This is a genomic window from Kitasatospora sp. NPDC059747 (assembly GCF_042732955.1).
Taxonomy (GTDB): Bacteria; Actinomycetota; Actinomycetes; order Streptomycetales; family Streptomycetaceae; genus Kitasatospora.
Genome location: NZ_JBHWGV010000167.1, coordinates 1 through 12793, shown reverse-complemented (window position 1 = coordinate 12793; position 12793 = coordinate 1). Strand labels below are relative to the sequence as shown.

The window sequence follows — 12793 nt, the reverse complement described above, 5'->3', positions numbered from 1 at the left end:
GGGCGGGTCTGCTGATCACCCCGGAGCGGCCCCGTTCCCGGGGGTTGGGCGGGCGGGCGCGGTTGCGCGGGGGGGGGGGCGGGGGTACTTTGGCGCCCGCCCGCCGTATTCGTGCCGGTGATGCCGGTCGATTCGTGGGGGGAATGAATTCGGGGGATTATTCCGGCGCGCGCAGTCGGCTTTCGCGCGCGGGGGTGACGGTCGGGCCACTGGGGGTGCGGGCGGCGGAGGTCTGGCGCAGGGTCGACGTATGACTGGTGTTGTGGTGATGCTGGAACTCGAACCGTCCACGGAGGTCCTGGACGCGGGCGAGGTCGACCTGAGTGCCCGGGTGCGGTTCGTGCACGCGGCGGCGGCCGACCCGGACGTGCCGGAGGACCCGGGTCCCGTCACCTTCTGCGGGCTCGACACGGCCGGCCTGGAGCGCGAGCCCTACCGGCCGTCCGGGCCCGGCGAGCCGTGGTACCCGCCGTCCCAGCGGACCCGGCGGTGCCGCGAGTGCGAGGCGGCGCTCCAGGCCGGTTAGTCGAGGATCCTGCCGTCGCTCAGCTCGATCACCCGGTCGGCGAGCTCCATCAGCGTCTGGTCGTGGGTGGCGACCAGTACCGTGACGCCCTCGCTGTGGACCACGGCGCGCAGCAGCTGCATGATCGCGCGGCCGGTCTCCGAGTCGAGCTGGCCGGTGGGCTCGTCGGCGATGATCAGGCCGGGTTCGTTGGCGAGGGCCCGGGCGATCGCGACGCGCTGCTGCTGCCCGCCGGAGAGCTCGCCGGGCCGCTGGTTGGCGTGCTCGGCGAGGCCGACGAGGGCGAGCAGGGCGCGGGCGCGCTCCTCGCGCTCGGCGGGGGCCGTCTTGCGCAGCCGCATCGGCACGCCGACGTTCTCGGCGGCGGTGAGCATGGGGATCAGGCCGAAGGACTGGAAGACGAAGCCGATCCGCTCCCGGCGCAGTGCCAGCCGGCCGTCCTCGTCGAGGCCGCCGAGGTCGGTGCCGTCGAGGGCGATGGTGCCGCCGGTCGGCGCGTCCAGGCCGCCGACGAGGTTGAGCAGGGTGGTCTTGCCCGAGCCCGAGCGGCCCTTGAGGGCGGTGAGTTCGCCCCGGCGGATCTCGAACGAGACGCCGCGCAGCGCGTGGACCGTCCGCTCGCCGCTGCCGAAGCTCCGCCGGAGGTCGGTCACGGCCACCATCGGTGCGGTGGCGATGACGTCCGGTTGCTGCGTCATGTGACGTCTCCCTTCGTTATCCGATTGTCGAACCCGCGGTCGCGGTTTGTGCGTTGAGGTCCCCGCGCGGACCGAATTCCTGAACTGTGCATGGCGTACTGACGATGTGTGGAGTCGTGGTGCAAGGAATTTGCTCACTACTCACCTGATTCGCGCAAGTCCCTTCCGTTCGTTGAACGAATCTGACAGCATCGTCCGCTATCCGGCGATCATGCGCCGTGGACGTACGGGGGAGGAACTCGATGCTCGGCTTCGTCGTGCGCCGGCTGCGCGGACGGCTGCCGCTGGCCGCCGCCGTCCTGCTCACCGTGCTGATCACGACGGCCGTGCTGACGGCGCTGGTCGCGTTCAACCGGAGCGTCGGCGATGCCGGACTGCGCCGGACGCTCCAGGGCCCCGGGCACGCCCGGACCACCGTCCTGGTGACGGTCGAACACGGCCTCGACCGGCAGGCGAAGGACGACCCCGCGCTCGACGCCTACCGCTCCGCGCTCTTCGGCTCCCTGCCCGTGCAGACCCAGGGCGTGCTCCGCAGCCGCTCCTACGGCCTGCCGGGAACCGGCGACTCCGGCGGCACGGCCAAGGCCGACCTCACCGTCCTCGCCGACCTCGACCGCGGCCGGGTGCGCCTGCTCGCCGGGGCCTGGCCGGCCGCCGCCACCGGGCCGGTCCCGCAGGCGGCCGTCCCGCAGAGTACGCTGACCCGCCTCGGCCTCGCCCCCGAAGCCCTGCCCGCCGACGTCAGGCTGGACGACCGCTCCTCGGGCACCCCGCTCACCGTCCGCATCACCGGCGTCTACCGCGCCCTCGACCGGACCGACCCGTACTGGCGCCTCGACCCGCTCGGCGGCCGGGAGGTCGCCGCCGGCGGCTTCACCACCTACGGACCGATGCTCGTCGACCGCAGCGCCTTCACCACGGGCGGACTCCCGCAGGACGGCCGCGGCTGGCTGCTCGACGCCGACTTCGCGGGCGCCGACGAGGCCGTCGCGAAGGCCGTCGGCGACCGCGCCCAGGGCCTCGCGGACCGCCTGCGGGACCGCGCAGGACTCCAGGCGACCACCGAACTCCCCGACGTGATGCACGAATTGGCCTCCGGCCTGCTCGTCGCCCGGTCCACCCTGCTGATCGGCGCCCTCCAACTGAGCGTCCTCGCCGCCGCGGCCCTGCTGCTCGTCGTCCACCTGATCGCCTCCCGCCAGGAACGCGAGAACGAACTGCTCGCCGCCCGCGGTGCGTCCGGCGGCCGGATCGGCGCCTTCACCGCCGTGGAATCGCTGCTGCTCGCCCTGCCCGCCGCCGCGCTCGCGCCGCTGCTCACCCCGTTCCTCGTCCGCGCCCTCGCCGGCCGGGTGACCCTCGACACCGGGATCAGCTGGGCGCTGTGGCCGATCGCCGCCGCCTGCGCCCTCGCCTGCGTCCTGCTCGCCGCCGTGCCCGGCCTGCTGCGCGGCGCCGGCGCCGCCCTGCGCGCCCGCACCGGCCGCCGCCAGGCGCTCGTCGCCGGCGTCGCCCGCAACGGCGGCGACCTCGCCGTACTGGCCCTGGCCGCCCTCGCCTACCAGCAACTCGCCCAGTACGGCGGCGGGTTGTCCACCGACTCCAGCGGCCGCCTCGGCGTCGACCTGCTGCTCGTCGCCACCCCGACCCTGGCGCTGTGCGCGGGCACCCTCGTGGTGCTGCGCCTGCTGCCGCTCGTCGCGCGCCTCGGCGCCCGGATCGCCGCGCGCGGCCGGGGCCTCGGCCCGGCCCTGGTCGGCTGGCAGCTCGCCCGCCGGCCCGGCCGGGCCACCGGGCCGGTCCTGCTGCTCGTGATGGCGGTGTCCACCGGTGTCCTGGCGCTCGGCCAGCACGCCACCTGGTCCGCCTCCCAGCGCGACCGGGCCGCCTTCGGCACGGCCGGCGGCCTGCGCATCGCCGACTCGCAGAACTCCCCGATGGGCCAGGCCGGCCGCTACGGCGCCCTGCCCGGCGGCGACCGGCTCGTCCCGGTGCTCCGCTCCGAGCAGCCGCTGCCGCAGGGCACCGGCCAGTTCGTCGCGGTGGACGGCGCCGCCCTCGCCGAGCGCGTCCCCGTCCGTGCCGACCTGCTCGCCGGGCACTCCCGGCAGGAGTTGTTCGGTGCCCTTGGGCAGCCCGCGCCGACCGGCGCGCAGGCCGGGATCCCGTTGCCCGGCAAGCCGCTGAGGATCGACGCCGACGTGTCGGTCACGCAGCAGGACGTGGCCGGCCGCCCCGACGGGCCGCGGGCCGAGCCGGTGCGTCCCGAGGCCCGGCTGCTCCTGCGCGACCGCTTCGGGATCACCTACAAGGCCGCGCTCTCCGTGCTCCCGTTCAGCGGGGACGTCCACGCGACGGCCGACCTGAGCACGCTCGTGGACGCCCCGCTCGGCTCACCCGCCGCGCCGCTGACGCTCGTCGGCGCGATCGTGTCCTTCGGCGACCGCGCCGACGGCGAGCTGACCGTCCACCGGATCGCCGTCTCCGACACCGCCGGCGGCCCCGCCGCGCCCGTCGCCGCCCCCGCCGGGTTCGGCTGGAGCGCGACCGCGCCGAACGTCGGCAAGGAGGTGGAGAAGCCCGGCCCGGCCGCCGAGCTCGCCGCCGAACCGGCCGACCCCGCAGCGCTGTTCACCCTCCGCTACCGCTTCGCCGACGGCCGCGGCGACACCCTGCGCGCCGTCCTCACCCCGGCCGGGGCCACCGCCCCCACCGGGCTCAGCGGCGTCGCCACCCGCGGCTACCTGACCGCCGCCGGGGCCGCCGTCGGCGACACCCTGCGGGTCCAGACCGCCGGGACCGTCCTCCAGGTCAAGGTCACCGCAGCCGTCGACGCACTGCCGGTCGTCGGCGAAAGCGCCCTCGTCGTCGACCTCGCCACCACCTCCCGCCTGCTCGCCGCCCAGGGCCGCGAACTGCCCGGCCGCGCCGAGTGGTGGCTGCCCGCCACCGGCCCCGGCGACCGCACCCCCGCCGAGGCCGCCGCCGCGCTGCGCGCCGCCCCCGGCGTCCAGACCGTCCAGCTCTCCGACGAGACCGCCGCTGCCCTGCTCGGCGATCCGGTCGGCGCCGCCCCGCAGAGCGCCCTCATGGCCATCGCCGTCGCCACCGCGATCCTCGCCGCGATCGGCTTCGGCGCCGCCGTGGCCGCCGCCGCCCGCGAACGCTCCCGCGACTCCGCCCTGCTGCTCGCCCTCGGCACCCCGCGCAAGCACGTGACGCGCACCGCGGCTGCCGAACAGACCCTCCTGGTCGCCCTCGGCGCCGCCGTCGGGCTCGGCCTCGGCACCCTGCTCGTCCACCTGATCGTGCCGCTGGTGGTGCTCACCCCCGCCGCCCGCCGCCCGATGCCCGAGGCGCTGATCGAGCTGCCGGCCGGCCAGACCCTCCTGCTCGCCGCCGCCATCGCCCTCGTGCCCCTGCTGTCGGCCTTCCTGACCGGACGCCGCCGTCGAGACGTGGCCGCCCGGCTGCGCCACGTGGAGGAGATGTGACCACCCAGGCCGGCACCACCGTGCCCCGCCCCCGCGTCGGCCGGCGCCCCGCGCCCTGGGTGCGGACCCGGCTGCGCTCGGCGCCGCTGGCCGCGCTGCTCATGGCCGCGCTCGCCTTCGCCACCGTCCTGCTGGCGGCGGCCTTCCCCCGCGCCGTCGACCGCGGCGCGGACGGCGCGCTGCGCGAGTTCCTGCGCGAGCGCGGCACCTCGAACACCAGGTTGCAGGCCACTTCCGGCCTGACGCGGGAGGAGACCGCGGCCCGTCTCGACCCCGTGGCGCGAAAGCTGGCCGAGCGGATCGGCCGCGACGTGCCGCCGGCGCCCTCCGGGCCGGTCTACGGCACCACGGTCCGCGGCCGCGAGCTGAGGAACCCGGGCCTGGTCCACCTCACGGAGTCCAACCCCGGGCTCGACCTGATGTACCTCCACGGCGTCGCCGGCCACGCGACCCTCACCGACGGCGCCTGGCCCGGGCCCGCCGCCCCCGGCCAGCCGCTGCCGATCGCGATCAGCAGGGCGGGCGCCGAGACCATCGGGATCAAGCTCGGCGACGTCCTCGACAACGGCGAGGAGTTCGGCGGGCCGGTCCGGACCAAGGTCGTCGGCCTCTACCGGGCCGACGAGAACGACCCGTACTGGGACGACCTGGCCTGCCAGACCCGGGCCTGCGCGCCCGGCGGCGCCTGGACGACCGGCGGCGTCGTCGACGGTTCCACCCTCGACGCCCTCCTCGCGTGGGGCGGCAACCTCAAGGACGCCCGGAACTTCTGGTCGCTCCCCCTGGACACCGCGGTCGTGCGCGCCGACCGGCTGGGCGACCTGCGCACCGCCGTCAGCGGGTACATCACCGGGCGCGGCGCCACCGACCTCGCCGCCGAGACCGGCCGCCCGGACCTGCGCGTCAACTCCTCCCTGCCCGACGTCCTCGACCGCGCCACCGCCCGGTACGAGGCCGCCGCGCCCATCGCCGCGATCGGCCCGGCCGGCGTGGCGGGCGTCGCCACCGTGGTGCTCTGCCTGGCCGCCGCCCTCGTCACCGAACGGCGCACCGCCGAACTGCGCCTGCTCCAGGCCCGCGGCGGCTCCCGCGGCGGCGTGCTGCTGCGCCTGCTCGGCGAGGGCGCGGTCACCGTCCTGCCCGCCGCCGTGCTCGCCACGACGCTCGCGCTGGTGTTGCTGCCCACCCCGCGCTGGGGCGGGTCCGTCCTCGCCGCGGGCGTGGCCACGCTGCTCGCGCTGCTGGCCTTCCCGGCCCGGGCCGCGCTGCTGTGGGCCAAACCGAAGGCCCCCGGCGGCTGGCGCCGCGTCATCGGCGAACTCGTCGTCCTGGTGCTGACCGGCGCCGCCGTCGCGGAGGTCCGCCGACGCGGCGTCGCCCCCGTCGGCACCGGCGTCGACCCGCTGCTGATCGCTGCCCCGCTGCTGCTCGCGGTCTCCGGCGGCGTGCTGCTCGCCCGGGTCCAGCCCGTCGTGGTCGGCTGGCTGGCCGCAGCCGCCGGGCGAGGGCGCGGCCTGGTCGGCTTCCTCGGCCTCGCCCGGGCCGCCCGCGACACCACCGGGCGCCGCCGCCCCTCGGTGCTGCCGCTGCTCGCCCTGCTGATCGCCGTCACCACGGCCGGGTTCGGCGCCACCGTCCTCGGCGACGTCGACGGCGTGCGGCTGCGCGCCGCCCGGCTCACCGTCGGCGGCGACGCCTCGCTCACCCTGCCGGTCGGGCCCACCCTGCCGGAGGAGTTCACCCGGGCGGCCGCGGCCCTGCCCGGCGTCCGGGCCGGCACCGGCGTCTGGACGGACACCGAGACCTTCCTCATGGGCACCAGGGACGGCTCCGCCCAGGTCACCCTCGTGGTCGCCGAGCCCGCGGCGTACGCCGAGATCGCGCGCACCCTCCGGTCCGGCGCCTTCGACCCGGCCGCGCTCGCAGCCGGCCCCGGCGGCCCGGACACCCCGGTGCCCGCCCTGTTCAGCAGCGCCCTCGTGCCCAAGGTCGGCGGCGGCCCCGTCCGGCTGCGGCTGCCCAGCGGCAACGAACTGCTCCTGACCGGCGCGGGCGGCGTCGACGCCACCCCCGCCCTGCCGGGCGCCTTCAAGCCCTTCGTCGTCGTGCCGGTCGGTCCGGCCACCGCCCGGCTGCCCGAACTCGGCCGGGTCAACGCCTGGTTCGGCGTCGGTGCCATCGACGACGGGCAGTTCACCGCGCTGGTCCGCGACAAGGGGATCACCGCCGCCACCGGCCTCGTCAAGGTGGTCCGGGACACGGCCGAGGCCGCCGGACGCGACTCGCACGCCCTGCCCGGGGGCTACACCGTGCACACCAGCGCCGAGGTGGCCGCCCGGCTGGCCGCCGACCCGCTCCAGCGCTCGGCGCAGCGCCTCTTCTGGGCCGCCGTCGCCGCGGCCGCTGGCTTCGCCCTGCTCGCCGTCCTGCTCACGCTCCTCCGGGCCGCCCCCGAGCGCGGCGCGATGCTCGCCCGGCTGCGCACCCTGGGCCTGCGGCCGCGCCAGGGGCTCGCGCTGATCCTCGCCGAGGCCCTGCCCCAGACCCTGGTGGCGGCCCTCGGGGGCGCGCTCGTCGCGCTGGCGGCGGTCGGCCTGCTCGGGCCCGCCTTCGACCTGTCGGCCCTGGTCGGCGCGTCCGTAGGGGAGAAGCTGACGCCCGCCCTGCTGCCCGTGCTGCTGCCCACGGCCGGGCTGACGCTCGTGGTCTGCGCGGGCGTGGTGGCGGAGACCTTCGTCTCCGGGCGGCGCCAGCTCGCCGCCGAACTGCGGGCGGGGGACCAGCGTTGAACGGGCGTGCGCGTGACGTGACCGTCGAGACGACGAAGACGACAGGAGACCAGCGGTGAAGAGCACCCCCCAAGAGCGGACGGCCGTCGCGGTCCCCACCCTCCAGGAGCTCCAGCAGCGGGCCCTCGCCGCGGCCTCGCCCAAGGCGTACGGCGCGGGCGCGGCCATCGTGTGCGACCGGCTGGTCCGCATCTTCAGCGCCGAGGGGATCGAGGTCCAGGCCCTCCAGGGCCTCGAACTCACCATCGCCCAGGGCGATCTGGTGGCCCTCGTCGGCGCCTCCGGCAGCGGCAAGTCCACCCTGCTCACCATCCTGGCCGGCCTCGACGTGCCGACCGCCGGGACGGCCACCGTCGCCGGGTGCGACCTGCTGGAGATGTCCGCGCGCGAACGCCTGCGCTACCGGCGCGAAGTGGTCGGCTTCATCTGGCAGCAGACCGCCCGCAACCTGCTGCCCTTCCTCACCGCCGCCGAGAACATCGCCCTGCCGATGCAGCTGCGCGGCCGTCGCGGGGGCGGGAACTCCCGGCAACAGGCCGCCCGGGTGGCCGAGTTGATGGAGGCACTGGAGATCGGCGACCTCGCCCACCGCCGCCCCGACGAGCTGTCCGGCGGCCAGCAGCAGCGCGTCGCCATCGCCGTCGCGATGGCCAACAACCCGCCCGTCCTGCTGGCCGACGAGCCCACCGGCGAGCTGGACTCCGAGACCGGCGCCGTCATCTTCGAGGCCTTCCGCACCGTCAACCGCGAACTCGGCGCCACCGTCGTGATCGTCACCCACGACCCGATGGTGGCCGGCGAGGTCCGCCGCACCGTCGCCATCCGCGACGGCCGGACCAGCAGCGAGGTGCTGCGCCGCACCGTCACGGACGAGCACGGCGAGGAGTCGGTCAACGAGCGCGAGTACGTGATGCTGGACCGCACCGGGCGGGTCCAGCTGCCCGTCAAGTTCCTGGAGGCGCTGGGCATGGAGCACCGGGTGGCGGTCGACCTCGCGGCCGACCACATCGAGGTCCGGCCGGACGACATCGCGGGGCACTGAGTCCTCGCGGGACGGAACAGCTAGGTCTCGCCGCCGCCCATGTGCTGGAAGAGTCCGCTCCGCTCGGCCTCCTCGCGGAGGTCGGGCGGCTCCCCGGCGCGTTCGCCCCGGGCGGCCGCGGTGCAGAGGGCGAAGACGAGCAGGGCACTGCCGGCCACGGCGAGGATGCCGAGCGCGGTCAGGACGCGGAGCCAGGTCACGGAGGTGCCTCCTGGGGACGGTGCGAGGGAACGCCGCCGGAGCTTTATCGGCACATCGGTCCGCACGGACGAGTGTCCACCTGCGGTTGTTCCCGCCGAGCACCGCGCGAGAGGTCGCCCGCGCGGGCGCTCGAAGCATCAAGGGGGCGCGTCACACCCCTTCGCGCGCCCCCAGGGCGGCGGACGCGTACCCCGGGGCGCCGTCCACCAGCGCCCGCAGCACCGCCAGGTCCGGTTTGCCCGTCCCCGTCAGCGGGATCTGCGGCAGGACCAGGATCGACGTCGGCGCGCTGAGCGGACCGCTCCGCTCCCGCACCCACCGGTGCAGCTGCTCCTTCGTCACCCGCGCGCCCGGCGCCGTCGTCACCGCCGCGTGCACGCGCTCCAGCAGGTCCGGCCCGGACGTCGCGAACATCACCGCCTCCCGGACCTCCGGGTGCGTGAGCAGCGGCCCCTCGACGTCCCGCGGGTACACGTTGTGCGCGTCCACGATCGCCATCGGCTCGCGCCGGCCGGCCACCGTCAGGTAGCCGGACGCGTCCAGGCCGCCGAGGTCCCCGGTGCGCAGCCAGCCGTCCCGCAGCACCTCGGCGGTGAGCTCCGGGTCCCGCCAGTAGCCCTCCATCACCGTCGGCGTGCGGACGTGGATCTCTCCGGTCCCGCCGGGCGGCAGCGGTGTGCCGTCCTCGTCCAGGATGCGCACCTCGGTGTCCGGGTACGGCCGGCCCGCCGTGCCGAGGAGCCGCGGGTCGAGGTGCTCGTCCGGCGTCAGCCGTGCCACCGGGCCGCACTCCGTCAGGCTGTAGGTCTGGTGCAGCACCCGCCCCAGGCGGCGCGTCGCCTCCGCGAGCCGCCGCGGGGCGGCCGGGCCGCCCGTATAGGTGACGCGGCGCAGGCTGCCGACGTCCGTCCGCGGCAGCATCGGGTGGTCCAGGACCCGGTACAGCAGGTGCGGCGGGAGGTGGACCCGGGAGACGGCGTGCTCCTCGACGGCGGCCAGGACCGCGTCCGCCGAGAAGCCGTCCTGGAGCACCACCGAACCGCCCGCCGCGAGCGCGAGGTCCGCCGACGTCCCGCCGCCGTGGCCCAGCGGCGTGCACAGCAGGAACACCGACGCGGCCGGCAGCTCGGGCCTCGGCGGGCGGGCGAACCGGCGCACCACGCCCTTCGGCCGTCCGGTCGTGCCGCTCGTGAACCGCACCGCCATGACGTCCTCCGGCCGGCCCCGGGGCGCGAGCGCGGCGGGGGACAGCGGCGCGGCGAGCTCCAGGAGGTCCGTCCCGAGGTCCGTCGGCCCGAGCGCGAACAGGCCGGCGGCGGGCAGGGCCCGGGCGATGTGCGCGGCGGCCGTCCCGAAGCGCGCCGGGTCGAACACCAGCGCGTCGGTGCCGGCGAACGCGGCCGTCGCGACCTGCTCGGCCACCGGCCGGTCCAGGTACAGCGCGGCCACCCGGCAGCCGAGCACGTTGGTGGCCAGCCGCACCAGCACCGTCTCCGGCCGGTTCCCGGCCAGCACCGTCACCCCGTCCCCGCGCCCCAGCCCGGCGCCCTCCAGCGCACGCGCCAGGCGGTGGACGGCGTCGAGGCACTCCTGCCCGGTCAGCGCGCGCTCCCCGCAGCGGATCGCCACCCGCCCCGGATCGCGCGCCAGCCCCGCCAGCACCAGCCCGGTGTACGTCGCGGTCACGTTCGGCCTTCCTGGTTGTCGACGACCGGTCCTCGATGACCGGCCGTCGATGAACTGACGCACCATCATGTCGGTAGGCGGCGCGGTGGTGGCGCGCGGGGCTGTTATGGTTCCCGGTCGAGTACGAACGGGGGCCGGATGGGCAGCACGACGGACGGGACGCGGGTGTCGCCGCGAGGGGTGGTCGACCTGCGGGGCGCGGACGGGCCGGGGTTCACGGTGCGGTACCCGGCGGGCGCGGTCGTGGTCGTCTCGGGGTTGCCCGGCGCGGGCAAGAGCACGCTGCTGCGGCGCTGGTCGGCGGCGGCTGCCGTCGCGGTGGTCGATCCGCGGGCCGTCCACGAGGCGTGCGAAGCCGTCATGCCCGCGTGGCTGCCGTACGCCGCCTACCGGCCGTGGGCCCGGCTGCGCCACGTGCTGCTCCTGCGGAGTTCCGTCCGGCGGGGCGGCCCGCTGCTCGTGCACGACTGCGGCAGCCGCGCGTGGATGCGGCGGTGGCTCGCGCGCGAAGCCGGCCGCCGGGGGCGCGAGTTGCACGTCGTCCTGCTCGACGTCGGCGCCGCCGCGGCCCTCGACGGCCAGCGTGCCCGGGGCCGGCACGCCTCCGCCCGGGTCTTCGCCCGCCACCGGGTCGGGCTGGCCCGGCTGTCGGCGGCGCTCGACCACGGCGATCCGGTGCCCGAGGCGGCGTCCGTGCTCCGGCTCGACACGGTCTCGCGCTCGCGAGCCACGGCGGTGCGGTTCGGCGGTTAGGGGCCGTTGCGGAAGTAGCCGGGTTTCACCGGGTTTTCACCGGCCGCCGGCACTGTCGTCCGGTAAATCCGGCCAGCCCTTTTTCAAGACCGATGGCACCCGAAGAGCCCCAATCCTGACGGAGAGGTCGTTCAGTTCCGTCGGGGTGGTGCACGGGAAGTCGGCGGGGCCGACTTCCCGTGTGCGGCCGGAGGACGGTGGCCCAGCCTGCGGTGTCAGCGCTGGATCTCGGCCCGCGCCCTTTCGGCCGGCGTGCCGATGTTCCAGAAGCGGACGGTGCCGCGCGCGGTGGCGTAGGAGCCCGTACCGCCCGTGACGGCCATGTCGAGCGGGGCGCTCGACCTCCTCGTCCAGAGCGACTGGAGCGTCAGGGAGCCGCCCTCGACCTCCAAGGTGATCACGCACTGAGCCGTGACCACGCCGCCGTCGAGCTGCACGACCTGACACGATCCGCCCCCGCGCCCGACGCTGCGGCCGTCCTTGACGATGGTGCCGGAGTAGACGTCCATGTCACCCAGGCTCGGCCCGGCCGGGCCGAGGTCCACCGCCTGGTACTGGTCGTTCCGGACCGTGAGTTCGAGGACCTCGACGCCGCCCCTTCGCGGGGTGCCGGCGTCCGCGGTGCCCACCGCGACGAATCCGCGGCTGTGGCCAACGAGGCGGCGAGGAACCTTTTGACCATCGTGTACCCACTGCTGCGTCCGTTGGTGACCATGGTGGATTCCCTTCGCTGTGACCTCGTGTGCGAACTCCCTCGACGCTATGACGTGCGAGTCGGTCGTTTCCAAGACCAATCGCGTTATCGCGCCATGCTCCAGCGGGCATGATCGGCTCAGCCTTCGCGGCGCGCGCGGCGTTCGGCCTCGGCGTGCCACCACCCGGGCGGGGACGGCCCGTTGGCGGTCGCCGTCGGCTGGTCGGGGTGGAGGCCGAGCGGGCGCAGCGCGTCCGCGGGCAGGCGGACGTCGTACCAGCCGTGCCAGCGTCCGTCCGCGTCACGCCCGCAGACCAGGTTCACGAGGAAGTCCTTCGCCGGCCAGGGCATCCAGTCGACGCCCCGCTCGCGCAGTCAAGCGCGGACGGCCGCCATCGGGCGGGGGCTGCCCGGGAGGTTCTCGTAGGCGACGATGGTGATCCAGTCGGGATCGGCTGCGGTCATGTGGTCCAGGGTAGGCTCGTGGCCCTTCGCGGGGGAGGGGATTTCGTGATGGGCAACGGTGATCGACGGCGTTTGCCGGAGCGGGTGGTGGCAGCCCGGCGCGGGGCTGCCGCGCACCCCGACCTGGAGGCGGCCGAAGTGCCGGCCACGCCCACGAGTTCGGTGCACCCGGCCACGCGGAAGGACGCTCGCATGGACCGGACGGACCGGAAGGAACGGACCTCATGGTGACGATCGAGACGCCCCGCCTGATCCTGCGCCGCTGGCGGGAGGAGGACGTGGCCCCGATGGCGGCCATCAACGCCGACCCCGAGGTGATGCGGTGGATCGCCGAGGGCCGGCCGCGGGGGGGAGCGGCCGCCCGCCCCATAACCCCCCCGGGCGAACCACGGGGGGGGGGGGGGGGGTTCGGGCGGGGGGCCGGGGAGGGGGGGGGGGCCCGCGA

Annotated in this window: 11 protein-coding genes; 6 read left to right on the top strand and 5 right to left on the bottom strand. The window is 76.0% G+C overall.

What is annotated here, in order from left to right:
• Positions 1-250 precede the first annotated feature (250 nt).
• Complete coding sequence (locus ACFV4G_RS39970; protein WP_380447912.1) at positions 251-526, top strand: hypothetical protein; 276 nt, start codon at positions 251-253, stop codon at positions 524-526.
• On the opposite strand, the gene ACFV4G_RS39965 is transcribed toward ACFV4G_RS39970, so the two are convergent.
• Complete coding sequence (locus ACFV4G_RS39965) at positions 523-1224, bottom strand: ABC transporter ATP-binding protein (protein WP_380447910.1); 702 nt, start codon at positions 1222-1224, stop codon at positions 523-525. The genes ACFV4G_RS39970 and ACFV4G_RS39965 overlap by 4 nt on opposite strands.
• Before the next feature lie 242 nt (positions 1225-1466).
• Here ACFV4G_RS39965 and ACFV4G_RS39960 point away from each other — a divergent pair, with 242 nt between their 5' ends.
• The 3 genes from ACFV4G_RS39960 to ACFV4G_RS39950 are packed head-to-tail and all read left to right on the top strand — an operon-like array spanning position 1467 to position 8549.
• The gene (locus tag ACFV4G_RS39960; RefSeq protein WP_380447909.1) at positions 1467-4718 is read left to right on the top strand and encodes an FtsX-like permease family protein; all 3252 of its coding nucleotides are present in this window, start codon (positions 1467-1469) and stop codon (positions 4716-4718) included.
• Positions 4715-7507, top strand: a complete 2793-nt coding sequence (locus tag ACFV4G_RS39955; protein WP_380447907.1) for a hypothetical protein — start codon at positions 4715-4717, stop codon at positions 7505-7507. Before ACFV4G_RS39960 ends, ACFV4G_RS39955 begins: the two co-directional genes overlap by 4 nt.
• 55 nt (positions 7508-7562) lie before the next feature.
• Complete coding sequence (locus tag ACFV4G_RS39950) at positions 7563-8549, top strand: ABC transporter ATP-binding protein (protein WP_380447905.1); 987 nt, start codon at positions 7563-7565, stop codon at positions 8547-8549.
• 20 nt (positions 8550-8569) lie between these two features.
• Here ACFV4G_RS39950 and ACFV4G_RS39945 read toward each other — a convergent pair whose 3' ends face one another.
• On the bottom strand, positions 8570-8749 hold the full coding sequence (locus ACFV4G_RS39945) for a hypothetical protein (RefSeq protein ID WP_380447904.1): 180 nt from the start codon (positions 8747-8749) through the stop codon (positions 8570-8572).
• Between the two features lie 151 nt (positions 8750-8900).
• On the bottom strand, positions 8901-10436 hold the full coding sequence (locus ACFV4G_RS39940; protein WP_380447902.1) for an AMP-binding protein: 1536 nt from the start codon (positions 10434-10436) through the stop codon (positions 8901-8903).
• A gap of 138 nt (positions 10437-10574) precedes the next feature.
• On the opposite strand from ACFV4G_RS39940, the gene ACFV4G_RS39935 reads away from it, so the two are divergent.
• Complete coding sequence (locus tag ACFV4G_RS39935; RefSeq protein WP_380447901.1) at positions 10575-11189, top strand: AAA family ATPase; 615 nt, start codon at positions 10575-10577, stop codon at positions 11187-11189.
• A 215-nt stretch (positions 11190-11404) separates the two neighbouring features.
• On the opposite strand, the gene ACFV4G_RS39930 is transcribed toward ACFV4G_RS39935, so the two are convergent.
• Positions 11405-11818, bottom strand: coding sequence for a hypothetical protein (locus ACFV4G_RS39930; RefSeq protein ID WP_380447899.1), 414 nt, complete (start codon positions 11816-11818; stop codon positions 11405-11407).
• Positions 11819-12021: 203 nt separating this feature from the next.
• Positions 12022-12234, bottom strand: a complete 213-nt coding sequence (locus ACFV4G_RS39925) for a hypothetical protein (RefSeq protein ID WP_380447897.1) — start codon at positions 12232-12234, stop codon at positions 12022-12024.
• A gap of 338 nt (positions 12235-12572) precedes the next feature.
• Here ACFV4G_RS39925 and ACFV4G_RS39920 point away from each other — a divergent pair.
• Positions 12573-12793 (top strand): GNAT family N-acetyltransferase (locus tag ACFV4G_RS39920; protein WP_380447895.1); only part of this gene is annotated, 221 nt, incomplete at its 3' end.